Raw genomic sequence first — 22,946 nt, forward strand, 5'->3', positions numbered from 1 at the left:
GAAGGTTGACTCACTGGCCAGTGGGGTGGAGACCTTTTACTTCAACATGGTAGATGCAGCTCGAAGCTTTTCGGAGAACTGTTCGATCTCTTTAGCTGATGCTTCTCGCTTGCTAGCGTGCCGTTTAAACGCTAAAACGGCCCTCGAGTTAGAGGCTCTCTATGAGGAATGCAATCAATACGACGCTGCTGCCAGCTAAGGTTAAAGATTTGACGCGGGGTTCTGTCGACTATGACTGTTAGCTTTTGGGCGATTGTTGTCAGTCAGGGAAAAAATCCACGGCTTTATCGGTGATGGATTGGAACCACTAAACTAAAGAGCTTTAAAACCAAGCTCTACAGCTGACCCAGCTTCAGTTCGTACCATTTATGTACCATTGGGCTACTTTCGATTCATACCTCCGCCCTGACTAACCGCCTTAGGTATCAGGCAAAAAACAGCCAAATGCCCCCATTGCGAACCTGGCTGGCGATGTATAAAAATGCACTCAACCTTCGCTATTTTTATTCATAGAGCATTCAGAATTTAGCTTTTATCTAGCCGACAAATTAACCATCAGGGAGTGACGTCAATGACGATGCTGAAAAAATTAATTAAAGAGTATGGCGGCTTTCAAGAGGCGATTGATTTGGTTGGCGAGAAGTGCTTAGAAAAATTCTGTGATCGAGTATACGCAGGGCTCTGCTCGGAATACCAAGGCGCTGGATATATCAAGAATGTGCAATGGTTGCTTAGACACTTCTATGCATCCAAGAAGATGACGTTGAGCTCATTATTTCTCACCCAAACAGAAGAGCTAAACGGGAAAAACCTTAAAAACTTAACTTTCTACACTTGCTACTACTCATTATTCAATGCCCTATTATCAAACCTAACTCTTACTCCATACATAGACATAGAGAAGGAACATAGCAACCCAGCTGCACGGCAACCCCTTTGAAATAGCCAAGATCCTGTTGGCCGTCGGCTTGTCGATCATCAAGGCTGGAGTAAACAATTTTGGTGTCGTCCAGTTCCTGTCCAGTTGGCGGTTCCACGAAAACCACTAAGTAGAACTCCGGCATGGGTTTGTCCCAGCCGAGCTGAACACGAACCGGCGCCCCTAATTTCGTGCACGGCACGGTGATGATGTGTTGGCTCATGGTTGCGTTTTCCTTGAATATTCGCTGAGACCGGCTTCAGCCGTTCAGAACCATTTTTAAAAGGCCTTCCGCTTCCAAGCTCAACAGGTTTTTGTAAGGTTCAGGGTGGCCCAACACATCCAGCAGCCCTATGAAACACTCAGGCAACCACTCGGTTTCCTCCGGTTTCAGAACCGACGCACACGATGCTGGATTCTTGAAGCCCCGCGTGAATTCTGGGTGTATCGGCCTCACCGCCATACCACTCAAGGTCAATGTTGACGGGCACGACGCCTACGATTAACGCTTTAAGTCGATGCGCTTCACCAGTCCAGGTAGTAAAAGCGCCAGAATCGCCCTGTAGAGTGCAAACCTCTACTGCGACGTCAAGGTCACTGCTTGGCATGTGCGTTCCCCGAACCCGACTACCGAAGAGATACACCTTTCGGATCAGTGGCTGGGTACTGGCCCAGCTCGCGATTGCGGCGGCCATATCATCGATTTCCATCGGCGCTTTCCTCAAGAAAATCGACAAAGAAATGCCCAAGCATCTCCAGTTGCATCTGATCGTGGATAACTATGCGACACACAAGCACGCAAAGGTGAAGGCTTGGCTGGCGAAACATTAGCGCTTCCATGTGCATTTCACACCAACCTCCAGCTCGTGGATAAACATGGTCGAGAGGTTTTTCAGGGACATTACCGTGTTCTTGCGCGACGGCAGCTTCGGCTCTGTACGTGAATTGGAAAGCTCAATTACCACCTTTCTGGCATTACGCAATGCCCGACCGACCCGGTACGTTTGAAACGCAAAGGGCGAGGAAATTTTGAGCAAGATACGGCGAGTCCGCGAGGCGATGGAGACGCAGACGGAAGGGCAAGTTATTCTAAAACACCACACTAGCTTCTTCAGGAGTTTGACGCGTAATGATGAAAAGCAGTGCAGTATAATTCTCGATGAAGACAAATAGGGAGTGTAGCTTGGCAGGTGATTCCCGATAACAGCTGGTTACAGGCAAGCCAAACTCCACCCCCCATAAAATATAATACCTTTCTATAAATTAGCTAAACAAGACTCCAGCATGAAATTGAGTTTGCTTTTCTTTGACTACTGCTTGGGAGAGTGTAAATGCGAATTCTAAAATTGAATGGACTGAAGATTGTATTTCCATGATAAGTCCCAAGCTCCCCTGTATAGTTTGCATCATCATAGAGAGTTGCAGCACGTCCCCAAGGAATAGCAATAGAACATGCCTTATCCTCGTGAGCAGGACCAAAGTTCTTGTCGCTAGTATTAAAATGTGTAACAAAGTCCTGACCGTGGTTAAGTCCATAGATAGTTGCACCGACCTCCCCCCCAATTCCCACAGGTCCCTGTTGCTGAACTTCTATGTATTGGTATGAATCGCCAGATATAGTTTCGCTCTGTATTGACTGAAACCAATCATTTAAGTTGTAACCGTAATTATTTTCAAGCCCTTCAATATGTGGCTGGAATTCCCCGATCCTACCATCTGTGAAATCCATCGTTAATGGAGTTTCCCAGCCATTATGTATAAACAGAAATGACTGCCCATTCATCTCATATCTAAATGACGTACCGATAAAAAGTTGGACTTCAGAGTGCGGCGGTATAGAAATACAAGTTATCATATCATACGCCCCGATTGTCCTAAGGTCAGGATAGTTAGAGCCAATATTTATAGCAATTTGCTTTCCTGTGTAATCCTTATCTCCATATAAAATGATTTGGCTTTTTGGATCTGCTTTGGGAAGTGTATTTTGTGTATGTTTTGACATGACTTTCACCTTCTGAATTTTTTATTAGCCTCAAAATTAAATTGCATATTTATTGCGATAATCAGTATTCATGGGGGCATACGTAAATCCTCCATAGTGATTGGCTCAAATATAAACAACCTAAAACTAGCTACCCATTTGCCATTGATCCAGGGCACCTAATTTATAAGCTGACAGAAGATACTTTTCAATCCTTTTTTATTATATTGTTTTGTATCATTAATGACATTCTTAGCTAACGTCTATTTTTCCTTGGATCGGCCCTTTAGTTCTAATGATTCCGTACAATCGATATAAAATTTATAGCCTGATCGCATAATAGGTATTTGCATTATGATAGTGCTTCCATAGTATTTTTGGGTTGGGGAGCAACGAAACAGAAAGTGCACTTAAGGCTCGGAGCCGCCTAGCGTCATTGGGTTACTGGGCAACCTGATCAATCGTCATCTGGATTATGCAGTGGCCGCAGCTCACCCCGAGCGACCTCATCCGGTACCGCGAAGGAGTAACGTCCCAGCATATTGATATGCCCGTAAATCAGAGGCGACAGCCACGCGAGGTCCTCGTCCTTTACTGGGTAACCGTGCTGTTTCAGTCGTTCAACGGCAGCCGTCATGTAGAGCGTGTTCCATAGAACAATGATGTTGACCACCAGGCCCAAAGCACCAAGTTGATCCTCTTGGCCTTCGCGATAGCGCTGTCGAAGTTCGCCGCGTTTGCCATGGAATACAGCACGCGCCAAGCTATGGCGGCCTTCACCGCGATTCAACTGGACCAGCGTGGCCCGACGCTTTGACTCATCATCAATATAGGTCAGCGTATGTAAGGTCTTCTCAATTCGCCCAAACTCGGCCAACGCCTGGGCCAGCCGTGTCGGACGGTCCCCCGTTTGCAGTGTGCGCATGATACCGGTCGCCGGTACCCGACCGAGCTTGAGCGACCCGGCCAGACGTAGTAAATCGTCCCAGTGTTCGGTGATCAGGTCGAGTTTGACCGACTGGTGGGCCAGTCCGTTGAAAATTCCTAGATGTGCGCACGCACCGCTGTGATGGCGGCAGCATGAGCCTTTTCGTACAGCTTATCGCGCTCGTCGTCAGTGATAATGTTCGCGTCTGCCAGCGCCTCAGCGTACGCCCGTGCATTTTCTTCACGGCGATCGATGAAGCGGCTTTCGCCTTTCCCGATGTTGTCGATCTTGATACGCAGGATATTGAGCAGTGCAGTTTTTTGAGCAGCGGTCGTAGTCGTCATGTCGATTTCCTTGAAAACTAGCGAGTGTTGTTAACGAAGCCAAAGCTGTAGCCGCGGATCATGTCCACTGTCTTCTGAGCCCGTTCTGGGAGAGGGGTAAATTTCGGGGTTAGCTGCTCGAAATATTTTTTGGTGACATCGATGAAGTGCTCCGGGAGGTCGGGGTCTGCCAGGTTTTCGAACATCCCACCTCGATTGAAGTGGCGTTCCAGGTACATCCCGACTCCATGCAGCTTGGACTGCCATGAGTAAGGGTAAACGTCTTTCATATCGTCGGTCATTTTGACTGTCGGCTGTATGAGGGCTGTGCCGTGAGCAAGCACGTTTCGCAGCGTGAATAACACGCTAATGCCTTCCTTCACGTCCTTGTCGACTTCGGAGTCAAGCGCGATTCCGTAATACGAGATACCTGCGGATTTGACTAGATTGTCCCACCCCCCGGAGCTCTCCAATTCAATTAGGAACTTCTGCAGAAGACGGGTAGGAGAATCATGCTCAGTTCGACCGGCGCGCTTACGAGCGCCGCCGAACATTCCAACTTAGCCGTAATGATCCGCCAGCTAAACGCACTGGAAGCCACCGCCCAGCAAAGCGCTCAACTTGCTGTCGAGCCGTCCAACAATCGCTTCTTCCTCGACTACCAGCGCCTAGCCTCAGACATCGAGCGCATCCGCCTGGGCCTCGAAAACTACCTAACTCCCAACCGCGCCCAGCCTCGCGACACGGTCGAAATCTCCGGCGGGTACACGCTGGAACGTGAGCCGACCCCATGAGCATGAGCCCCACACAATCCGCCGCCTTAGGGCATGAGCACTATGTGGCTGAGCAGATTGCACCAGACCCAGTGACAGAAGACCTGGAGCAGGCGCCTGAGCAGCTTTCGCTGATGGCGATCTTTGATGCGGGCTCAGACGAACTTCCGTTTGAACAAAGCCTCTCCGACGCAACGGGTGAACCGCTGCCTGTGATTGGTCCGCTCGCTGGAAGATACGGCGACTGCACCTCTCTGGAAGACAAGCCATCACCTTACGCAACAGGACTAAGCCATGAGCTGCCGTGGGACGGCCCTGGAACCTTGTGGGCGGATCTTGGCATCCAGGAGCGAGCCCCGGCTGACGACAACGAGGAGGCCGCTGTGATGCTTAGGATGATGATGGACCGCTACGGAGCGAATGCATTTGGCGGGGGCTGGAGCTGAAAAGTGCCCCAGGTAGAGCTTTCCCTGTGTTACTTCGCGTAGTGGAAACGACAAGCAATGATGGTCAGCGTGTCACTTTCGTAGGCATAGACAAGTCGGTGCTCTTTGTCGATCCGCCGGGACCAGTAACCGGTCAAATCACCTTTTAGCGGCTCAGGCCTGCCCAGACCTTTGAATGGATCTCGTAGGCAGGCCTCGATCAACTCGTTCACGGCCGCATGTTTGACCGGGTCAGTTCTGTCCCAGTGCTGGTAGTCCTCCCAACCATCGGGCACAAACGAGACAGCCACATTCTCCCGAATGTTGCGCTTATTCTTCAGCTTCTGCTTCGCTGACATTTAGGGGGAGCTCCTTGGTGAAGGTTTTCCCGGCTTTGTGCTGTGCGATGGAACGACGTAGGCGTGTAGCGTTGGACTCGGTACCCAAGAGGTACATGGTCTCAGCCATGGAGTTGTAGTCTTCCAGAGAAAGGATGACTACATGATCGCCACGCTGGCGTGTGATGACGGTCGGCTCATGATCCCGGCATACATCGTCCATCGTTTGCTTTAAACCGGCGCGAGCCTGGCTAAAGGTAATTACGTGCATTGTTTGAGTCCTTCCTGAGACTTCTCAGGTCATCCCCAGAAACTTCCTCTGGTTGGATTCAGAATCCCCTGCATGTGCAAGGTGGTGTGATATGGCGAACCTGAGGGAACTGGCGTCATTTGCAGACACCGTGTAGCAACAGGCCGTCGCCATGGTACAAAACTTTGTACCACCTTTAAAGACCACATCCACGCAACCCGATCAGCGAGCTAGCAGTACAGGGGCGATAACATGTGTTCGTGTCTGCACGGTAATTACAGCTGCTAACGAATCATCAGCCTGACACATCTACTCATCAGATCAGTCCCTTTACCTTGCAGGAATATTCCGAGACCGCACCGCCCTGCTTGCGGCCGCATGCCTCGCTGAATAGCCTGAGAAAGTCGCTGCACATCAGCGATCAGGTTTAGCAGCCTGGACTAAACACAAGGCGCACAGCGCCACCTCTTGCATGGCGCTTTTTTTGGCCTGTACATTATGGTGGGCGTGCGCAGGGCGCCTTCGGGCGCGCCGGTTTCCTTGTGCACCGGTCTGCTAACCTGCGTACGGCCACCACCCTTTCGCTTAGCAGCGTCGGTGATGGCTTTCATCCAGCACAGGGAGCCAATAATATGACCCTGAACACCTCCGACCCGCCCTCCTTGACCAGCGCTCCAGCCTTATCACAACCGACCAAGTGCTTTACTCGTCCTGGAGGTCAACCATGACCCAGCAATCGGCAGTAAAAACCGTAGGCGTGACAACATTCGCCCAGTCGTTAGAGCAAGAGAGAGATGTTTTTCGTGTAAACGCCGGCATGCCGGTGAACGATGCTCTGGAACATGCCTCATCGTTACTACACTGCGCTCACAGACTCGCGGTGGATGCCGCGATGGATACACGTGGAGAGCATTACGCTTGGGCAACGCATTATCTGAGCGAAATGGCGAAAGCAGTCATTGACGACGTGAGGCAGGCACTGCTGCCGACACGGTCTGATTCTCAGACCTCGTGAATAACGGGTTTCAAAGTACGTATGAATTGCCTGAAGGCCTGAAATCCGAAGCACTCAGGGGCAGCCGAAAGCCATCTTCAGCATATTGACATCAACCCACCCACGAAATTATTGTTCGCTCCAGACGGCTGCATGTCTAACCTGTAAGCAGTACGTCACGCTCCTCAGAGAACCCCACGCTTGCCTTTGCACAAGGCAAAAAAAACCCGGAAATCCTCACTTACGTGGGCCTTCCGGATTTTCTAAACCGCTAAAAATGGTGGGTCGTGTGGGATTCGAACCTACGACCAATTGGTTAAAAGCCAACTGCTCTACCAACTGAGCTAACGACCCCGCGTATAATACTGATTTCTAAGGATTATTCAACACCTTATTTTAAATAAATCAGAAATAACGCGTTGGGTCAGTAATTCCGGCCGCTTGGAAGCCTTCTGCACGCAGTCGGCAGCTGTCACATTTTCTACAAGCACGACCGTCATTATCTGCCTGGTAGCAGGAAACAGTCAGCGAGTAGTCGACACCAAGCCTTACACCTGCCTTGACGATATCGGCCTTGCTCAGGTTTTGCAGTGGCGCCTGGATACGGAAGCCGTGCCCTTCTACGCCGGCCTTGGTCGCCAGGTTGGCCATGCGCTCGAACGACTCGACGAACTCTGGGCGGCAGTCCGGGTAGCCGGAGTAGTCCACGGCGTTGACACCGATAAAGATGTCACGGGCATTGAGCACCTCTGCCCAGCCCAGGGCCAGCGACAGGAACACGGTGTTACGGGCCGGCACATAGGTGACCGGGATGCCCTCAGTGGGCGCCTCAGGCACGTCGATGGAGCTGTCGGTCAAGGCCGAGCCGCCAATGCCATTGAGGTTCAGGCCGATCACCTTGTGCTCCACCACGCCAAGGTCGCGGGCGACACGGGCGGCAGCGTCCAATTCGGCATGAGAGCGCTGGCCATAGTCGAAGCTCATGGTGTAGCAGCTGTAGCCCTCGGCACGGGCCATCGCCACCACGGTGGCGGAGTCGAGGCCGCCAGACAGCAGGATTACGGCACGTTTTTGGTCAGTGATTTGTTCAGTCATTTCAGCGTCCTGGCTCGTCGTTCCAAAGGTATTTATGCAGCTGCAATTGCAGGCGCACCGGCAGGTTGTCCGCGACCACCCAATCAGCAAGGTCGCGAGCGTTCAAGTCATGGTGACTGGGGGAGAACAGCACCTCGCCGGCGCGTCGGTCCAGGCCGTACTGGATCAGCTTGGAGTTGGCCCAGTCGTAGTCGTCCCGCGAGCAAATGACAAACTTCACCTGGTCGTTGGCGGTCAGCAGCTCGATGTTCTCATAACGGTTGCGATGCGCTTCCTTGGAGTCCGGCGTCTTCAGGTCAACCACGCGGCTGACACGCGGATCGACCGCGGAAATGTCCAGGGCGCCGCTGGTTTCCAGCGACACCTCGTAACCGGCGTCACACAGCTGCTTGAGCAAAGGAATGGCATTGGGCTGGGCCAGGGGCTCACCGCCCGTCACACAGACGTAGCGCGGCCGGAAGCCTGCAACCTGCTCCAGGATGTCGTCGAGGGTGCGAATGGTGCCGCCACTGAAAGCGTAGGCGCTGTCACAGTACTGGCAGCGCAACGGACAGCCGGTGAGACGCACAAATACTGTGGGCAGGCCGGCAGTGCGCGTTTCACCCTGTAACGAGTAAAAAACTTCAGTGATGCGTAATGTGTCTTGCATAGTCGCCACGGGCGTAACAGCTAAACAGGCTGTCCGCCTCCGTCAGGCACTTTGTGGGATCCCGGCAAAGCGTGAACCCCAAAAAGCGTATTTCATAAAAGGGCGTGGATTCTAACGAAAAAACCCGCGATAGGCGCGGGTTTCTTCCAAGCGGGATGGCAGTGTCTACAAACGCTGCAAATCACGCTGAGCCAACTGGGCTGCAGAGGTACCCGGGTATTGGGCCACTACTTGCTGCAGAATGCCTTTGACCTTGTCGGTATGACCCAGGCGGCGCTCTACATCAGCCAGTTTGTACAACGAATCAGGCACCTTGGCGTGTTTGGGGTAAAGCTGGCTGACCTTGGCAAATGCCTGGCCTGCCCCCTGCAAATCACCCTTGGCCAGGTTGACCTCACCCAACCAGTACTGGGCATTGCCCGCGTATTGGCTGTTTGGATAACGCCCCAGGAAAGCGGTGAACGCCTTGCTGGCCCGGTCGAAATCCTTGGCCTTGATCAGGTCGAAGGCTGCGTCGTAATACAGCTTTTCCTTCGCCGGATCACCCGGTTCGCTGCTGGCGGCAGGGGCCTGTGTGGCACCTGCGGCTGCACCACCGGCGGCGCTTGCGGCACCACCGGCAGAAGAATTATCAGGAGTAGCGGCTGGTGTAACGCCGGCTCCTATACGTCGGTCAAGATCCTGGTAACGCTCCAGGCCTTCCTGCTTGAGCTGACGCACTTCATTCTGCAGAACTTCAATGGTGCCTTGTTGCTGCGCCAATTGATCCTGCATGCGTTGCAGTTGGTTGAACAGTTCGCCCTGTGCCGAAGGAGCGGCCGTGGCCGCTCCTCCCGCATAGGCGCCGTTCGTGCCATAACCTGCAGGTGGATAGCTGCTCCCACTATTGTTATAGCCAGAGTTGCTATCTTCCACGGGAACCGCAGCCCACACCGCAAGCGGTGCAAGGCTGAGAGCCAATACGGTTACAACACGACGGCACGTTCGCATGACGAATTACTTACGCAGTTCGACGCGACGGTTTTGAGCCCAGGATTGCTCGTCGTTGCCGGTAGCAACTGGACGCTCTTCACCGTAGGAAACCAGTTCCAGCTGAGCTGGGGAAACACCTTGCAGTACCAGGTAACGCTGAACGGCTTTCGCACGACGCTCGCCCAGTGCCATGTTGTACTCACGAGTACCACGTTCGTCGGTGTTGCCTTCCAGAACAACGCGAGCGCCGTTACCTTTCAGGTCTTTCGCGTGAACGTCCAGAGCGCGCATGGCTTCTGGCTTCAGGTCCGAACTGTCGTATTCGAAGTAGAAAGTGGTGATTGCGCGCAGAGCAGCTTCTTCGCTCAGGGAGCCGTCAACTGCACCAGTGTTAGCGCCGTAACCAGCGTTTGGATCAACAGCTGCGCCTTCACCGGCATTGTCGCCGCCTTTAGACGAGCAACCAACGGCTACGGACAGAGCCAGAGCCAGAGCAGCAAACTTACCAAACTTCAGCATTTCCATCGTGAAACTCCTAATGAACCCCAGTGTGTTAAGTACTTCTTTTTGTAGCGCCGCGTCAGTTCAGGTAAGGGGACCAGGACGGTTCTCTGACTTCGCCTTGTGCGGTAGGAAGCGGGAGCCTTACGCGTCCATTAATGGACACGAGCATCAAGACTCCCCGGCCCTGCTGGCGGGTGGCGTAGATTACCATGGTGCCGTTGGGCGCAACAGTAGGTGACTCATCAAGAGTGCTATCTGTGAGAATTTTTACACTTCCGCGCTGCAAATCCTGGGCCGCAACCTTGAAATTAGTGAAGCCATCCTGGCGATGGATCATAACCAGGGTCTTTTCATCGGCCGAAAGCTTCGGATTGGCGTTGTAGTTGCCGATAAAGGTCACACGTTCGGCACCACCACCGCCAACACTGCTCTTGTAGATTTGCGGTTTGCCACCACGGTCCGAGGTGAAGTAGATGGTCGAACCATCCTTGCCCCAGAACGGCTCGGTATTGATACCAGGGCCGGAAGTGACACGGGTAATCTGGCGCGAACCGAGGTTCATCACGTAGATATCCGGGTTACCGTCCTTGGACAGTACAAATGCCAGGCGATTGCCATCCGGCGACCAGGCTGGCGCGCCGTTCAGGCCTTCAAAGTTGGTGATCTGCTCGCGGCGACCGGTGTCGATGTGCTGGACGAAGATGCGCGGACGCTTCTGTTCAAACGACACGTAGGCGATACGCTTGCCATCCGGGGCAAAACGCGGCGACAGGATCGGCTCGCGTGACTGCAACAGGGTCACTGCACGGGCACCGTCGTAGTCCGAACGCTGCAAGGTGTAGCGGGTGTTGTTCACCGAGAAACGCTCAGCCGTCACGTACAAGATGCGGGTGGAGAACGCACCTTTGATACCGACCAGCTTCTCGAACGATTGGTCGGCGATGTAGTGCGCCATGTCCCGCAGTTGGTCGACGCTGCCCGACACGCTACCGGTCAGCACTTGCTGCTCGGTAGCCACGTTGAACAGGGCGTATTGCACCTGCAGGCGACCGCCCGCTGGCACGATGCTACCTACCATCAGGTACTGGGCGCCCAGGGCTTTCCAGTCACGGTAGATCACTTCGCTGCCTTGGGTCGGCTGGCTGATCATGTTCTGTTTCGGAATTGGCGCGTAGTAACCCGAGTTGCGCAGGTCATTGCCAATGATTTCCGCCATATCGTCCGGCAGCACGCTGCCGCCCTGCCAGCCAAACGGTACAACCGCAATCGGGGTGGCCCGATCGCTACCGCTGGTTACCAGGATGTTCTTTTCATCCGCCGCCGCTATCCCTGCCATACAGCAAATAACGACAAGCATTCCTCGAAGAAGGTTTCTCACAAGGCTAGATCCTCAGGTGTGAATGTCATCTTGAATGAACGATAGGGAGCGAAGTCGCTTGGTTTCATTCCCTGCATCTCGGTCAGGCGGCCAATATTCTTGACCGCTGCAACCGCCGAACTGTCGAACGAACCGTCGCCACTGGACTTGGCCACGCTGACCGAAGTCACCGTACCGTCCGGCAACATGCCGATCTGCAGCACGACTGTCATGCCTTTGCGTGCCGAAGGTGGACGTGTCCAGCCTTCTGCTGCGCGTGCGCGAATCAGATCGTCGAAACTGCCCGCGACTTCATCACCACGCTCATCGGCCAGGGCCTGCTGACGCTGCGGCGTGTCGGAAAGCAAATCTGCCAAGGCCTGGGCCTTTTTATCTTCGGCGGATTTGCGTGCTGCTTCCTGGGCCTTTTTCTTGGAGGCGTCGGCGGCAGCTTTCTTCTTCGCGTCGTCGGCGATTTTCTTCTTCGCCTCGTCTGCTTCGGCTTTTTTCTTGGCGTCTTCGGCGGCTTTCTTCTTCGCGTCTTCGACTATCTTTTTCTTGGCTTCTTCAGCGGCCTTTTTCTTGGCCTCTTCTTCAGCCGCTTTCTTGGCTTCTTCTTCAGATTTCTTCTTGGCTATATCAGCCAATTGTTTCTCTTCGGCTTTTTTCGCTTCGGCGGCTTTTTCGGCTTTCTTGGCTTCATCAGCCTTTTTCGCCTCATCGGCCTTCTTCGCTTCGTCAGCCTTTTTCGATTCTTCGGCCTTTTGAGCCGCCTCTTCTTTCTTTTGTTCCGCAGCAGCCTTCACCGCTTCCTGCTCGACCTTTTTCTGTTCCATCTGTTCGACTTCAGTCTGACGCGCAGCCGACTTCTGGGCCTCACCCGCAATCTTCTGATTGGTCTGGGTGGTGGCCTGGCTTTTCGATTTCAGCTGATACAGGGTCGCCTGCACGATCGGCTTGGCTGGCGGCAGCTCCGGGGTCATGGCAAAGCTGACAAACAGCATGCCAAACACCAGAACGTGCAGGGCAATTGCCCAGACGCTAGGCCAGAAGAAGCTTTCCGAGGCGGACGGCTCTCGCTGTTGCTGCATCAGGGCGCCTCGGTAATCAAGCCAACATTACCGACCCCGGCCTTCTGCAGCCCGCCCATGGCGCCCATGACGGAGCCATAGTCGACCGACTTGTCACCGCGGATGAACACCTGGGTGTGCTTGCCGCCTTCGTTGCCGGCGCGGATGATCTTGGTCACCGCGTCGGTCATTTGCGGCAAGGTCATGGCCTTGTCCTGTTGCTTCTGGGTGTCGACTTCGCTGCCAAGGTTCCAGTAATAGGTCTTGTCAGCCTTGATCGAGATGGTCAGGACCTGGGTGTTGTTGTCCTGCGGCAAGGCTTCGCTGGAAACCTTGGGCAGATCAACCTTCACACCCTGATTGAGCATCGGCGCGGTCACCATGAAGATCACCAGCAGCACCAGCATCACGTCGATGTAAGGCACGACGTTCATCTCGGCGACCGGCTTGCGCTTTTTGCGAGCTCGAGCGATTAAAGCCATTGGGGATTACCTGCTTATTCTTCGCTGGTGTGCACTTTACGGTGCAGGATCGCCTGGAATTCATCGGCGAAGGTGTAGTAACGGCCAATCAGGGTTTCGCTGGTGGCGGCGAAACGGTTGTAGGCGATTACTGCGGGGATTGCAGCGAACAGGCCGATGGCAGTGGCGATCAGCGCTTCGGCGATACCCGGGGCCACGGTGGCCAGGGTCGCTTGCTGGGCCGTTGCCAGGCCACGGAAGGAGTTCATGATGCCCCATACGGTACCGAACAGACCGATATACGGGCTGACCGAACCGACGGTGGCCAAAAATGGCAGGCTCTGCTCGAGTTTTTCTTCCTCGCGCGAGATCGCTACGCGCATGGCACGGGCCACGCCTTCCATGACCGCTTCCGGGTCAACACCAGACTGCTGGCGCAGGCGGGAGAATTCCTTGAAACCCGCGCGGAAGATCTGCTCGACGCCCGAATCCGGGTCCGGGTTGCTGCCCGCCTGGCGATACAGCTTGGACAGGTCGATACCCGACCAGAAGCGCTCTTCAAAGCTCTCCAGGGCACGTCGACCGGCGCGCAGCAGGTTGCTGCGCTGAAAAATCATGACCCATGAGGTAACCGATGCGGCTACCAGGGTCAGCATGACCAGTTGAACCACGACACTGGCATTGCTGACCAGGCTCCACATGGAGGAATGGTCGACGACGGTAGGTTCCACGCTAAATCTCCTGCTTTGATTGTTGACCCGCGCCGCTCACGTTGGCAAAGGCCGCACGTAGAGTTTCGGGAATGGCCCTGGGTTTCAAACTGTTGGTGCGCACACACGCCACCAGGAACTGCCCCTCGCAGAGCAGCGTTGCATCCGTTGCCCGCCTGACCTGCTGTTTAAAGCGCAGGCTGACACGGTTCAATTCGATTACTTCTGCGCTGACCAGCAATTCATCGTCCAGTCGCGCCGGCGCGTAGTAACGGGCCTCGCTGGAATGCACGACAAATAACAGGTCCTCCCCTACCAGCTGGGATTGGGCAAAGCCCAGTTCCCGTAGCCGCTCGGTTCGAGCCCGCTCCATAAACTTTAGGTAATTGACGTAATACACGATGCCGCCCGCATCGGTGTCCTCGTAATAAACGCGACAGCGATGTGCGAACGACTGATCCCCGTTTTGCGCGCGCATACTCTAGTGCTTACTCCTCAGGTTGCCAATCCGGCCAGGCAACTGTTTTTCATTCTCAGCAGCATTTCTAACGAAAGAATGACGACGCCAGCCACTAGGACAGCACAAACGTCGAATAAATCGACCGCTCATGCCTTTAATCGTCCACTGCATCGAGGAATTCGTCTACCACAGGCATCTCCCCCAATCGTGACGGAATGTTTAACCCAAAGTGCAAATACGCATGGCGCGTGACCACACGCCCCCTCGGCGTACGCATGATGTAACCCTGTTGAATCAGGTACGGCTCCAGCACATCCTCGATGGTATGGCGCTCCTCACTGATCGCCGCCGCCAGGCTGTCCACACCCACCGGCCCGCCGTCGAACTTCTCGATCATGGTCAGCAGCAGGCGCCGGTCCTGGTGGTCGAAACCATGCTCATCGACATCCAGCAGGTTCAGCGCCAGGTCGGCCACGGCCTTGGTGATATGGCCCTTGGCCCGCACCTCGGCAAAATCGCGCACCCGGCGCAGCAAGCGGTTGGCGATCCGCGGCGTGCCCCGGGCCCGGCGGGCAATCTCGAAGGCGCCTTCCGGGTCCAGCGGCAGGCCAAGAATCCCCGCCGAACGGCTGACAATCGTCGCCAGATCGGCAGTGCTATAGAACTCTAGACGTTGAACAATGCCGAAACGGTCTCGCAACGGGTTGGTCAGCATGCCGGCACGGGTGGTGGCGCCGACCAGGGTGAAGGGCGGCAGGTCGAGCTTGATCGAGCGCGCCGCCGGGCCTTCGCCAATCATGATATCCAGCTGGAAATCTTCCATGGCCGGGTACAGCACTTCTTCGACGATGGGCGACAGCCGATGGATTTCGTCGATAAACAGCACGTCATGGGGCTCAAGATTGGTCAACAGCGCGGCCAGGTCGCCCGGGCGTTCCAGCACCGGGCCGGAGGTGCTCTTGATCGACACCCCCATTTCCTGGGCGATGATATTGGCCAGGGTGGTCTTGCCCAGCCCCGGCGGGCCGAAGATCAACGTGTGGTCCAGGGACTCGGCACGCCCGCGCGCCGCCTGGATGAACAGCTCCATCTGCTCGCGCACGGTGGGCTGGCCGATGTAGTCGGCAAGGCTCAGAGGGCGGATGGCCCGGTCCTGGACCTCTTCGCGGTCGCGAGGGCCGGTGGCCGCAATCAGACGATCAGCTTCAATCACTTAAATCATTCCCTTCAGGGCTCGGCGGATCATGTCTTCTGCGCTCAGGTTCTTGTCCTTGATGGCCGACACGGCCTTGCTGGCCTCCTGGGGCTTGTAGCCCAGGGAGATCAGCGCATTGACGGCATCGCTTTCGGCACTGGCGACCTGGGTCGCCGGCATATCCGGCTGGTTCGGCACCAGGGTAAACATGCTTGGCGCCACTTCCCAGGCCTTGAAGCGGTCCTTGAGTTCCACCAGCAGGCGCTCAGCGGTCTTTTTACCGACCCCCGGCACCTTGGTCAGCGCCGAGGTGTCCTGGGCCGAAACGGCACGTACCAGTTCGTCCACTTCCAGGCTCGACATCAAGGCCAGGGCCAGTTTCGGGCCTACGCCATTGAGGCGGATCAGCTCGCGGAAGAAGTCGCGGTCACGCTTGCCGATGAAACCATAGAGTAGTTGCGCGTCTTCGCGCACCACCAGATGGGTGTGCAAGGTTATCGGCTCACCGACCGACGGTAGGCGGTACAGGGTGGTCATGGGCACTTCCAGCTCATACCCCAGCCCGTTTACATCCAGAATCAGGTGCGGCGGCTGTTTCTCAGCCAGGGTGCCGCGCAAGCGTCCAATCACGGTTCAGATCCTTAAAGCTTGAGGTCAGATCGAGGCCCGACCATAACGATTGCGCTGATGCTATCAGAGACGCAGGCGCCCGCCACGACTGCGTGCCGTGCCGAGGCCATGGGGCAGCAGGCTGGACCGGGTGTGCGCATGGCAAATGGCAATGGCCAGGGCGTCAGAAGCGTCGATCTGTGGCTTGGAGGTGAGCTTGAGCATATGCATGACCATCATCTGCACCTGCTCTTTATTGGCCGCGCCGGTGCCGACCACGGCCTGCTTGACCTGGGTCGCGGTGTATTCGGCGATTTCCATGCCCTCCTCCGCACCGGCGACAATCGCCGCGCCCCGGGCCTGGCCCAGCTTCAGGGCCGAGTCAGCGTTTTTGGCCATGAACACCTTTTCAATGCCCATGGTCACCGGCCCGTAGGTCTGGATCACTTCGCGCACGCCGCGGTAGACGATCTGCAAGCGCTCGGCCAGTTCCCCTGCGCCGGTACGGATACACCCCGAGGCGACGTAGATGCAGCCACGCGGGGTCTGCTGCACCACGCCAAAGCCGGTGATGCGCGAACCGGGGTCGATACCTAGGATTAAAGTCATAACGCCTGCAGATAGAGTGAACAAAAGCCAGCATAAAACATGCAGGGCGACATGAAATCCTGTGGGAGCTGTCTCGCCCGGCGAGGCTGCGATGGTATCGCCGCGGTACACCCGACACTGCGCGTTGCCTGCATCGCAGCCTCGCCGGGCGAGACAGCTCCCACATTGGATCGGTGTTGCGGTTAAGAAAGCTGTTCGGCGACAGACTCTGGAATGTCGGCGTTGGAGTAGACGTTCTGCACATCATCCAGGTCTTCAAGCATATCCAGCATCTTGAGCACCTTTTGCGCGCCATCCAGGTCCAGTTCGGCGCTGGTGGTCGGCAGCATGACGATTTCTGCGTCGGTGCCTTTGAAGCCAGCCGCTTCCAGGGCGTTACGCACCGCATAGAAGCCGGCGAACGAGGTGAACACGTCGATGGAGCCGTCTTCGTTGGTCACCACGTCGTCGGCATCCGCCTCCATCGCAGCTTCCATCAGGGCGTCTTCATCCGTGCCGGGTGCAAAGGTGATCTGGCCCTTGCGCTCGAACAGATAGGCCACCGAACCATCCGTCCCCAGGTTGCCGCCGCACTTGCTGAAGGCATGGCGCACGGCCGCTGCAGTACGGTTGCGGTTGTCGGTCATGCATTCGACCATCACCGCGACGCCGCCCGGACCGTAACCTTCATAGGTCAGTTCGACCATGTCGTCGGTATCTGCCGCACCGGCCCCACGGGCCACGGCGCGGTCGATGATATCGCGGCTCATGTTGGCGCCCAGGGCCTTGTCCAAGGCCAGGCGCAGGCGCGGGTTGGAGCCAGGATCACCGCCGCCCTGGCGGGCAGCGACGGTCAGTTCGCGAATCCACTTGGTGAAGATCTTGCCTTTTTTGGCATCCTGACGCTCTTTGCGGTGCTTGATGTTCGCCCACTTGGAATGGCCAGCCATAACACAACTCCGAAATTCTCTAGAAACCTTTCAATCCCGCCCCAGGCGGGATTTCCCTCTTTTAAACGCAAAGGCGCATCCGAAGATGCGCCTTTTTGACTGCGTACAACCTTATCGCGCTTTCACGCCGCAGCCTTACTCAGCCTTCGGCGCCTCGCGCAGGCGGATGTGCAGCTCGCGCAGCGCCTTGGCATCCACCACACCCGGAGCCTGGGTCATGACGTCCGCAGCACTCTGGGTTTTCGGGAAGGCAATCACTTCACGGATCGACTGGGCACCGGTCATCAGCATCACCAGGCGGTCAAGGCCGAAGGCCAGGCCACCGTGAGGTGGAGCGCCATATTTCAGGGCGTCGAGCAGGAAGCCGAACTTCTCTTCCTGTTCCGCTTCGTTGATGCCCAACAGGCGGAAGACCGACTGCTGCATCTCTTTGCGGTGGATACGGATCGAACCGCCACCCAGCTCAGTGCCGTTGAGCACCATGTCGTAGGCACGGGACAGAGCGCCCGCCGGGTTGGCTTCCAACTCTTGCGGCGTGCACTTGGGTGCGGTGAACGGGTGGTGCAGGGCGCTGAAGCTGCCGTCGTCGTTCTCTTCAAACATCGGGAAGTCGACGACCCACATCGGTGCCCATTTGCAGGTCAGCAGGTCGAGGTCGTGGCCCAGCTTGATCCGCAGCGCGCCCAGGGCTTCGCTGACGATCTTGGCCTTGTCGGCGCCGAAGAACACGATATCGCCATCGACTGCGCCAACGCGGTCGAGGATCACATTGAGCTTGTCTTCCGGGATGTTCTTGACGATAGGCGACTGCAGGCCTTCAGCACCCTTGGCGCGCTCGTTGACCTTGATGTACGCCAGGCCCTTGGCGCCGTAGATGCCGACGAACTTGGTGTAGTCATCGATCTGCTTGCGCGGCATGCTCGCCCCGCCTGGCACACGCAGTGCGGCGATGCGGCATTTCGGGTCGTTGGCCGGGCCGCTGAACACCTTGAAGTCGACTTCCTTGAGCTGGTCGGCAACGTCGACCAGCTCCAGCGGGTTACGCAGGTCTGGCTTGTCGGAACCGTAGCGGCGCATGGCTTCTTCAAAGGTCATGTGCGGGAACTCGCCGAATTCCAGACCCAGCACTTCCTTGAACAGGTTGCGGATCATTTCTTCGGTCAGGCCCATGATCTCTTTTTCATCGAGGAAGCTGGTCTCGATGTCGATCTGGGTGAATTCCGGCTGGCGGTCGGCGCGCAGGTCTTCGTCGCGGAAGCACTTGGCGATCTGGTAGTAACGGTCGAAGCCGGCGACCATCAGCAGTTGCTTGAACAGCTGCGGCGATTGCGGCAGGGCGAAGAAGCTACCGGCGTGGGTACGGCTTGGCACCAGGTAGTCACGGGCGCCTTCCGGCGTGGCCCGGGTCAGGATCGGCGTCTCGACGTCGAGGAAGCCGTTCTCGTCGAGGAAGCGACGGATGCTGGTGGTCATGCGCGAACGCAGGCGCAGCTTCTCGGCCATTTCCGGGCGACGCAGGTCGAGGAAGCGATAACGCAGGCGGGTTTCTTCGCCAACGTCGGAGAACTCGTTGAGTGGGAACGGCGGGGTTTCCGACTCGTTCAGCACTTCCAGCTCGTAGCCCAGCACTTCGATCATGCCCGACGCCATGTTGGCGTTGGTGGCACCGGCCGGACGCAGGCGGACCTTGCCGGTGATTTTCACGACGTACTCGCTGCGCACGCGGTCGGCGGCAGCGAAGCTCTCGGCGCGATCCGGGTCGAATACCACCTGGGCCAGACCATCACGATCACGGATATCGAGGAAAATCACCCCGCCATGGTCGCGGCGACGGTGAACCCATCCGCAAAGGGTGATTTCCTGACCTTCCAGGGTCTCGTTCAGTTGGCCGCAATAGTGGCTGCGCATCATGGTAGTGGTTTCACTTCTCGTAATTCGAAATTCGGTGGAGTTCCTGCCCGGACACCGCACCTTTTAAGTCAGGCCACGGATAATGCAGGAGCTCGCGCGTAGAGTTCAACTCAGTCTGCTTTGTCGCCGCCCGCCAGGTTCTTCTTGGCGCCGGTCTTGAAGTCGGTCTCGTACCAGCCGCTACCGCTCAGGCGAAAGCCCGGCATGGACAACATCTTTTTCAGCTCGGGCGCCCGGCAAGCAGGGCAGTCGACCAACGGCGCGTCGCTGATCTTTTGAATGGCTTCCAACTGATGACCACAGGAAGCGCATTGGTAATCGTACATGGGCATGGAATATCTCGGCGATCACATCACTGCTGCGCCACGCCCCGTACCAGCCGGTATGCGCAGCAAAGGGCGAGATTATATCCGTTAAATCGAGGCTGTGCAGCCGTGGCAACGCGCAGCGCACGCTATAGAAACACTCCGGCCCCTCTGATACAGGGTAACCCGGCTACATAACCCCAGCCTGATCTGCGGTGGATACCTGCCCTTTCAACGCATGAACCACACACACCACCCTGACCAGGCCGCTGAAATTCTTGACCCCGCCATAACGCAGGTGCACTTCGCGATCGACGTAAGACAGCAGCGCACTGACCGAACAGGTATTGATCCTGGCGATCTCGCCAAGGATATTCCAATACACTTCTTCAAGCCGCAGGCATGTTGAGAAACCATTCAACCGGACAGAACGCGATAATGGCCGGGCCAGCGCCATATCGAACCCTTTGACGAAGGGGTCGATCTTTATCTTGTAGACGCCGGAAGTTTCCAGCACACCTTTACCCATACTACGCGACATACACTTGACACTCCCTTGCCAAACGGCTCTTGAATAAACGGCTGTTATTGACCGTTGAGCCTATAAAACATCAAGCAGGCAAAGGCAGCCAGAAGACGGAGAGTCGCGGTTCGTAGGACAAGCCAACGTATGGATCAGGAAGCAACCAGGTGAAGCCAGTGGCGCCTGCCAGGCACCACTGGCCTGCGGTGCTTACTTGCTTTCGAGCAGCGCACGCAGCATCCAGGCGGTTTTTTCGTGAATCTGCATGCGCTGGGTCAGCAAGTCTGCGGTGGGCTCATCACTGACTTTATCGAGCAACGGGAAGATCCCGCGGGCCGTGCGGGTAACGGCTTCCTGGCCATCAACCAGTTGCTTGATCATGTTTTCAGCGCTGGGTACGCCTTCTTCTTCCTTGATCGAAGACAGACGGGCATAGATAGAGTAGGCACCCGGTGCAGGAAAGCCCAGGGCACGAATACGCTCGGCAATGGAGTCGACGGCCAGCGCCAGTTCGTTATATTGCTCTTCAAACATCAAGTGCAATGTACGAAATTGCGGCCCTGTGACGTTCCAATGAAAGTTATGGGTTTTCAGATAGAGTACATAGGTATCTGAAAGCAGCCGTGAAAGTCCGTCAACAATGGATTTACGATCTTCTTCGCTGATACCGATATCGATTGCCATGTTTATTCCCTTCAATTGTGATGAAAATTCATTGATCAGGCGCTTACCCACTCTAGCAAGAGTACCCGCCTTGCGCAGCCCTCACGCCGCAGGAAGCCTGCGACAAATCGCCTCTTTGCATCACGCTTGATGCACGAGCGACAAGGCCCGGCGCCCTGAAAAAACCGCGCACCTGTCTAGGACAAGCGTTTGCCGCACAAATGCCATAATCTTCGCAACGCCTTGAAACGCTTGATTTGAGAAGGCACAGGCTTTGCTGTTAAATAGGCAGCGTGTCGCCGCCGCTATTTCCTGTGGTAAGCGGCATAGGCTGAAAATCGCGCACGTGCCCAACGCCTCCCATTGTTCAGAAGCGAACCGTGCCAGTCAGCTCTTCCTTGTGATCCGTCTTAACGTGAGTTAATCAAAATGTTGAAAATCGTCCACCTGCTAACGGGCGCTGCAGCGTTGCTGCTGTCCTTTATCCCTAGCCTGCAACCAGAAAGCCTGCCGTACCTGCAACAACACGACGCGCTGTACCTGGCTCTGTTCGGCCTTCTCAACCTGACGCTGGCGCCAGTGATTCCCTACTGGAACAAAGGCACACGCCATCAACTGCAAAACCTGGTCAGCGCATTGCTGGTACTCACCGTCGTCGTACAAACCCTCACCCTCCTGGCCCCCATGCCTGAAGTCGGCGGCCATCCAGCCATCCTGCTCAGCCTGGCCATTGCTGTTGTGGCTATCGTTCTTCACCTGGCCATCAGTTTCTACCGTGCATCGGCCCCGGCCACCTCGCAAAACTACGATATGACCAACCGGGATACCGGGACCGTCAAGTGGTTCAACACCTCCAAAGGCTTCGGCTTTATTTCCCGGGACTCGGGCGACGATATCTTCGTCCACTTCCGGGCCATTCGCGGCGAAGGCCATCGCGTCCTGGTGGAAGGCCAGCGCGTGGAGTTCTCCGTGATGAACCGTGACAAAGGCCTGCAAGCTGAAGACGTGATCGCCGCCCTGCCGCGTCGCTGACCCCAGGCCAGGCTCCAAAAAAAACCGCGATGCAGTCGAGACTGCATCGCGGTTTTTTATCGCCTGGGGTTTATCCAGGCATCAGTAATGGGGCGGCGGCGCTTCTTCCTCGGAAGACTCGAACTGCCCGCCCATTTCTTCCTGGCGCTTGAGCAAGGCCGTTATCTGCAATTGCAGGCGCTCTACCGCCCGCTGCTGGGCGACCAGGATGTCATTGAGTGTCTCGATGGTGTCGTCCTGGAAAGCCAGGCGGCTCTCAAGGTCCGTCACGCGGTCTTGCAGGTCCATGGCTCAGTCCTGGGCAAAAGTGAAGTCGGGGGGCAACAACTGGCGCAGACGGGCACGGATCACCGCGACCTGAGCGTCGGTATAAGGCACTGCCGGGTGCCTGCCCCAGACTGGGGCAGGCCAGGCCGCATCGTCGCGCTTGCGCACAATCACGTGCATATGCAACTGGTTGACCACATTGCCCAGCGCGCCAATGTTCATTTTATCGGCATCGAACCCTGCATTGAGCAACTGCGCCAAGGTGGTGGTTTCGTGCCACAACCGGGACTGGTCACCGGCATCGAGCTGGAACACTTCGCTGATGCCCGCAATGCGCGGCACCAGGATAAGCCACAGGTAGTTTGAATCGTTGGACAGCAGCAGCCGGCACAGGGGAAATTCCCCGATGGGCAAGGTGTCGTTTTGCAGACGTGGATCCAAGGCGAACACCGCAGTCACTCCGTTCGGCTAGTCAGTTTCAGGCGCCCAGCATACCTGCGAATGGCGGCTGCTTCACGGGGCAATCCGTTCGCCACCTGCGAGCAATCCCACTGCCGGGCACCGACGCACCAAAATGAGTCTTTTATGCCCCGCCTTGAGGGAAACTCTGAAAAAGACTTTCTGATTTGGCAAAATACCGCGACCCCACCCACCGAGTTTCCCGATGAAGCAGATGACCTTCGCCGACGCCGAG

At 56.2% G+C, this 22,946-nt stretch carries 30 protein-coding genes, 1 tRNA gene and 2 pseudogenes; 5 read left to right on the forward strand and 28 right to left on the reverse strand.

Annotation, left to right across the window (positions count from 1 at the left end):
* Positions 1–878 precede the first annotated feature (878 nt).
* A complete protein-coding gene (locus AO268_RS12110) occupies positions 879–1,142 on the reverse strand; it encodes a hypothetical protein (RefSeq protein ID WP_099168823.1) in 264 nt (87 codons plus the stop codon).
* Between the two features lie 139 nt (positions 1,143–1,281).
* Entirely contained in the window at positions 1,282–1,629 is a 348-nt protein-coding gene (locus AO268_RS12115) for a nucleotidyltransferase domain-containing protein (protein WP_099168824.1), read from the reverse strand.
* A gap of 7 nt (positions 1,630–1,636) precedes the next feature.
* Here AO268_RS12115 and AO268_RS12120 point away from each other — a divergent pair.
* Positions 1,637–1,990 (forward strand): annotated as a pseudogene (locus AO268_RS12120) (transposase); the annotation flags it as partial.
* A gap of 196 nt (positions 1,991–2,186) precedes the next feature.
* Here the strand turns inward: AO268_RS12120 and AO268_RS32375 are convergent.
* The 4 genes and pseudogenes from AO268_RS32375 to AO268_RS12140 all read right to left on the reverse strand — a co-directional run bounded on the left by AO268_RS32375 (position 2,187) and on the right by AO268_RS12140 (position 4,516).
* A complete protein-coding gene (locus AO268_RS32375; protein ID WP_141562808.1) occupies positions 2,187–2,921 on the reverse strand; it encodes a hypothetical protein in 735 nt (244 codons plus the stop codon).
* 436 nt (positions 2,922–3,357) lie between these two features.
* Positions 3,358–3,954: pseudogene (locus tag AO268_RS12130) on the reverse strand (Tn3 family transposase); the annotation flags it as partial.
* Positions 3,945–4,172: a hypothetical protein gene (locus AO268_RS12135; RefSeq protein WP_099168826.1), complete on the reverse strand. Its 228-nt coding sequence runs from the start codon at positions 4,170–4,172 to the stop codon at positions 3,945–3,947. The pseudogene AO268_RS12130 and the gene AO268_RS12135, both read right to left, overlap by 10 nt.
* A 17-nt stretch (positions 4,173–4,189) precedes the next feature.
* A complete protein-coding gene (locus AO268_RS12140) occupies positions 4,190–4,516 on the reverse strand; it encodes a hypothetical protein (RefSeq protein WP_141562809.1) in 327 nt (108 codons plus the stop codon).
* A 147-nt stretch (positions 4,517–4,663) separates the two neighbouring features.
* On the opposite strand from AO268_RS12140, the gene AO268_RS12145 reads away from it, so the two are divergent.
* Positions 4,664–4,945, forward strand: a complete 282-nt coding sequence (locus AO268_RS12145) for an integrative conjugative element protein, RAQPRD family (RefSeq protein ID WP_099168828.1) — start codon at positions 4,664–4,666, stop codon at positions 4,943–4,945.
* The gene (locus AO268_RS12150) at positions 4,942–5,370 is read left to right on the forward strand and encodes a hypothetical protein (RefSeq protein ID WP_099168829.1); all 429 of its coding nucleotides are present in this window, start codon (positions 4,942–4,944) and stop codon (positions 5,368–5,370) included. Before AO268_RS12145 ends, AO268_RS12150 begins: the two co-directional genes overlap by 4 nt.
* A gap of 29 nt (positions 5,371–5,399) precedes the next feature.
* Here AO268_RS12150 and AO268_RS12155 read toward each other — a convergent pair whose 3' ends face one another.
* Together AO268_RS12155 and AO268_RS12160 are read right to left on the reverse strand one after the other, a co-directional pair.
* Positions 5,400–5,708 carry a Txe/YoeB family addiction module toxin gene (locus AO268_RS12155; protein WP_076961918.1) on the reverse strand — a complete coding sequence of 103 codons (309 nt, stop codon included), beginning with the start codon at positions 5,706–5,708 and terminating at the stop codon, positions 5,400–5,402.
* On the reverse strand, positions 5,680–5,958 hold the full coding sequence (locus AO268_RS12160) for a type II toxin-antitoxin system Phd/YefM family antitoxin (protein WP_076961917.1): 279 nt from the start codon (positions 5,956–5,958) through the stop codon (positions 5,680–5,682). Before AO268_RS12160 ends, AO268_RS12155 begins: the two co-directional genes overlap by 29 nt.
* 703 nt (positions 5,959–6,661) lie before the next feature.
* Between AO268_RS12160 and AO268_RS12165 the strand changes: the two genes are divergently transcribed.
* Positions 6,662–6,952, forward strand: coding sequence for a DUF3077 domain-containing protein (locus tag AO268_RS12165; protein WP_099168830.1), 291 nt, complete (start codon positions 6,662–6,664; stop codon positions 6,950–6,952).
* Positions 6,953–7,209: 257 nt separating this feature from the next.
* Here AO268_RS12165 and AO268_RS12170 read toward each other — a convergent pair.
* From AO268_RS12170 to AO268_RS12255, 18 genes are all read right to left on the reverse strand, one after another.
* A tRNA-Lys gene (locus tag AO268_RS12170) sits at positions 7,210–7,285 on the reverse strand.
* A gap of 51 nt (positions 7,286–7,336) precedes the next feature.
* On the reverse strand, positions 7,337–8,026 hold the full coding sequence (gene queC, locus AO268_RS12175; protein WP_076961915.1) for a 7-cyano-7-deazaguanine synthase QueC: 690 nt from the start codon (positions 8,024–8,026) through the stop codon (positions 7,337–7,339).
* A 1-nt stretch (position 8,027) separates the two neighbouring features.
* Entirely contained in the window at positions 8,028–8,675 is a 648-nt protein-coding gene (queE, locus tag AO268_RS12180; RefSeq protein WP_057441364.1) for a 7-carboxy-7-deazaguanine synthase QueE, read from the reverse strand.
* 165 nt (positions 8,676–8,840) lie between these two features.
* Entirely contained in the window at positions 8,841–9,665 is an 825-nt protein-coding gene (gene ybgF, locus AO268_RS12185) for a tol-pal system protein YbgF (RefSeq protein ID WP_099168831.1), read from the reverse strand.
* A 6-nt stretch (positions 9,666–9,671) separates the two neighbouring features.
* A complete protein-coding gene (gene pal / locus AO268_RS12190; protein ID WP_029300299.1) occupies positions 9,672–10,172 on the reverse strand; it encodes a peptidoglycan-associated lipoprotein Pal in 501 nt (166 codons plus the stop codon).
* 55 nt (positions 10,173–10,227) lie between these two features.
* A complete protein-coding gene (gene tolB, locus AO268_RS12195; protein ID WP_154220440.1) occupies positions 10,228–11,508 on the reverse strand; it encodes a Tol-Pal system beta propeller repeat protein TolB in 1,281 nt (426 codons plus the stop codon).
* Positions 11,509–11,525: 17 nt separating this feature from the next.
* The gene (gene tolA / locus AO268_RS12200; protein ID WP_076961913.1) at positions 11,526–12,599 is read right to left on the reverse strand and encodes a cell envelope integrity protein TolA; all 1,074 of its coding nucleotides are present in this window, start codon (positions 12,597–12,599) and stop codon (positions 11,526–11,528) included.
* Positions 12,599–13,051 (reverse strand): protein TolR, encoded by a 453-nt coding sequence (tolR, locus tag AO268_RS12205; protein WP_162473200.1) that lies wholly within the window; start codon positions 13,049–13,051, stop codon positions 12,599–12,601. The genes tolA and tolR overlap by 1 nt, the downstream gene beginning before the upstream one ends.
* A gap of 23 nt (positions 13,052–13,074) precedes the next feature.
* Positions 13,075–13,770 (reverse strand): protein TolQ, encoded by a 696-nt coding sequence (gene tolQ, locus AO268_RS12210; RefSeq protein ID WP_029300305.1) that lies wholly within the window; start codon positions 13,768–13,770, stop codon positions 13,075–13,077.
* A 1-nt stretch (position 13,771) separates the two neighbouring features.
* Complete coding sequence (gene ybgC, locus AO268_RS12215; RefSeq protein WP_099168832.1) at positions 13,772–14,227, reverse strand: tol-pal system-associated acyl-CoA thioesterase; 456 nt, start codon at positions 14,225–14,227, stop codon at positions 13,772–13,774.
* 136 nt (positions 14,228–14,363) lie between these two features.
* Complete coding sequence (ruvB, locus tag AO268_RS12220; RefSeq protein WP_029300308.1) at positions 14,364–15,422, reverse strand: Holliday junction branch migration DNA helicase RuvB; 1,059 nt, start codon at positions 15,420–15,422, stop codon at positions 14,364–14,366.
* Complete coding sequence (ruvA, locus tag AO268_RS12225) at positions 15,423–16,034, reverse strand: Holliday junction branch migration protein RuvA (RefSeq protein WP_076961911.1); 612 nt, start codon at positions 16,032–16,034, stop codon at positions 15,423–15,425.
* Between the two features lie 63 nt (positions 16,035–16,097).
* Complete coding sequence (ruvC, locus tag AO268_RS12230; RefSeq protein ID WP_005790910.1) at positions 16,098–16,622, reverse strand: crossover junction endodeoxyribonuclease RuvC; 525 nt, start codon at positions 16,620–16,622, stop codon at positions 16,098–16,100.
* A 182-nt stretch (positions 16,623–16,804) separates the two neighbouring features.
* On the reverse strand, positions 16,805–17,551 hold the full coding sequence (locus AO268_RS12235; protein ID WP_076961910.1) for a YebC/PmpR family DNA-binding transcriptional regulator: 747 nt from the start codon (positions 17,549–17,551) through the stop codon (positions 16,805–16,807).
* A 135-nt stretch (positions 17,552–17,686) separates the two neighbouring features.
* A complete protein-coding gene (gene aspS, locus AO268_RS12240; RefSeq protein WP_076961909.1) occupies positions 17,687–19,462 on the reverse strand; it encodes an aspartate--tRNA ligase in 1,776 nt (591 codons plus the stop codon).
* A gap of 110 nt (positions 19,463–19,572) precedes the next feature.
* The gene (locus AO268_RS12245; protein ID WP_029300317.1) at positions 19,573–19,794 is read right to left on the reverse strand and encodes an FmdB family zinc ribbon protein; all 222 of its coding nucleotides are present in this window, start codon (positions 19,792–19,794) and stop codon (positions 19,573–19,575) included.
* A 163-nt stretch (positions 19,795–19,957) separates the two neighbouring features.
* A complete protein-coding gene (locus AO268_RS12250; protein WP_076961908.1) occupies positions 19,958–20,308 on the reverse strand; it encodes a ribbon-helix-helix domain-containing protein in 351 nt (116 codons plus the stop codon).
* A 192-nt stretch (positions 20,309–20,500) separates the two neighbouring features.
* Positions 20,501–20,974 (reverse strand): Dps family protein, encoded by a 474-nt coding sequence (locus tag AO268_RS12255; RefSeq protein WP_076961907.1) that lies wholly within the window; start codon positions 20,972–20,974, stop codon positions 20,501–20,503.
* A 408-nt stretch (positions 20,975–21,382) separates the two neighbouring features.
* On the opposite strand from AO268_RS12255, the gene AO268_RS33545 reads away from it, so the two are divergent.
* Positions 21,383–21,985 carry a cold-shock protein gene (locus tag AO268_RS33545; protein WP_076961906.1) on the forward strand — a complete coding sequence of 201 codons (603 nt, stop codon included), beginning with the start codon at positions 21,383–21,385 and terminating at the stop codon, positions 21,983–21,985.
* Between the two features lie 81 nt (positions 21,986–22,066).
* On the opposite strand, the gene AO268_RS12265 is transcribed toward AO268_RS33545, so the two are convergent.
* Together AO268_RS12265 and AO268_RS12270 are read right to left on the reverse strand one after the other, a co-directional pair.
* A complete protein-coding gene (locus AO268_RS12265; RefSeq protein WP_076961905.1) occupies positions 22,067–22,273 on the reverse strand; it encodes a SlyX family protein in 207 nt (68 codons plus the stop codon).
* Between the two features lie 3 nt (positions 22,274–22,276).
* Positions 22,277–22,702, reverse strand: a complete 426-nt coding sequence (locus AO268_RS12270) for an HIT domain-containing protein (RefSeq protein ID WP_099168833.1) — start codon at positions 22,700–22,702, stop codon at positions 22,277–22,279.
* Positions 22,703–22,946: the final 244 nt, after the last annotated feature.

This window comes from Pseudomonas sp. ICMP 8385 (assembly GCF_002699915.1).
In the GTDB taxonomy this organism is placed as follows: Bacteria; Pseudomonadota; Gammaproteobacteria; order Pseudomonadales; family Pseudomonadaceae; genus Aquipseudomonas; species Aquipseudomonas gessardii.

Bases quoted from the DNA above. Each gene is read 5' to 3' on its own strand.
- ybgF (WP_099168831.1), bottom strand. From the start codon at position 9,665: ATGCGAACGTGCCGTCGTGTTGTAACCGTATTGGCTCTCAGCCTTGCA.
- AO268_RS12255 (WP_076961907.1), bottom strand. From the start codon at position 20,974: ATGGCAATCGATATCGGTATCAGCGAAGAAGATCGTAAATCCATTGTT.
- AO268_RS12265 (WP_076961905.1), bottom strand. From the start codon at position 22,273: ATGGACCTGCAAGACCGCGTGACGGACCTTGAGAGCCGCCTGGCTTTC.
- AO268_RS12110 (WP_099168823.1), bottom strand. From the start codon at position 1,142: ATGAGCCAACACATCATCACCGTGCCGTGCACGAAATTAGGGGCGCCG.
- AO268_RS33545 (WP_076961906.1), top strand. From the start codon at position 21,383: ATGTTGAAAATCGTCCACCTGCTAACGGGCGCTGCAGCGTTGCTGCTG.
- pal (WP_029300299.1), bottom strand. From the start codon at position 10,172: ATGGAAATGCTGAAGTTTGGTAAGTTTGCTGCTCTGGCTCTGGCTCTG.
- AO268_RS12235 (WP_076961910.1), bottom strand. From the start codon at position 17,551: ATGGCTGGCCATTCCAAGTGGGCGAACATCAAGCACCGCAAAGAGCGT.
- AO268_RS12150 (WP_099168829.1), top strand. From the start codon at position 4,942: ATGAGCATGAGCCCCACACAATCCGCCGCCTTAGGGCATGAGCACTAT.
- AO268_RS12245 (WP_029300317.1), bottom strand. From the start codon at position 19,794: ATGCCCATGTACGATTACCAATGCGCTTCCTGTGGTCATCAGTTGGAA.
- ruvC (WP_005790910.1), bottom strand. From the start codon at position 16,622: ATGACTTTAATCCTAGGTATCGACCCCGGTTCGCGCATCACCGGCTTT.
- AO268_RS12165 (WP_099168830.1), top strand. From the start codon at position 6,662: ATGACCCAGCAATCGGCAGTAAAAACCGTAGGCGTGACAACATTCGCC.
- queE (WP_057441364.1), bottom strand. From the start codon at position 8,675: ATGCAAGACACATTACGCATCACTGAAGTTTTTTACTCGTTACAGGGT.
- AO268_RS12135 (WP_099168826.1), bottom strand. From the start codon at position 4,172: ATGACGACTACGACCGCTGCTCAAAAAACTGCACTGCTCAATATCCTG.
- AO268_RS12145 (WP_099168828.1), top strand. From the start codon at position 4,664: ATGCTCAGTTCGACCGGCGCGCTTACGAGCGCCGCCGAACATTCCAAC.
- AO268_RS12115 (WP_099168824.1), bottom strand. From the start codon at position 1,629: ATGGAAATCGATGATATGGCCGCCGCAATCGCGAGCTGGGCCAGTACC.
- tolA (WP_076961913.1), bottom strand. From the start codon at position 12,599: ATGCAGCAACAGCGAGAGCCGTCCGCCTCGGAAAGCTTCTTCTGGCCT.
- ybgC (WP_099168832.1), bottom strand. From the start codon at position 14,227: ATGCGCGCGCAAAACGGGGATCAGTCGTTCGCACATCGCTGTCGCGTT.
- tolB (WP_154220440.1), bottom strand. From the start codon at position 11,508: ATGCTTGTCGTTATTTGCTGTATGGCAGGGATAGCGGCGGCGGATGAA.
- AO268_RS12155 (WP_076961918.1), bottom strand. From the start codon at position 5,708: ATGTCAGCGAAGCAGAAGCTGAAGAATAAGCGCAACATTCGGGAGAAT.
- AO268_RS12160 (WP_076961917.1), bottom strand. From the start codon at position 5,958: ATGCACGTAATTACCTTTAGCCAGGCTCGCGCCGGTTTAAAGCAAACG.
- AO268_RS32375 (WP_141562808.1), bottom strand. From the start codon at position 2,921: ATGTCAAAACATACACAAAATACACTTCCCAAAGCAGATCCAAAAAGC.
- aspS (WP_076961909.1), bottom strand. From the start codon at position 19,462: ATGATGCGCAGCCACTATTGCGGCCAACTGAACGAGACCCTGGAAGGT.
- AO268_RS12250 (WP_076961908.1), bottom strand. From the start codon at position 20,308: ATGTCGCGTAGTATGGGTAAAGGTGTGCTGGAAACTTCCGGCGTCTAC.
- queC (WP_076961915.1), bottom strand. From the start codon at position 8,026: ATGACTGAACAAATCACTGACCAAAAACGTGCCGTAATCCTGCTGTCT.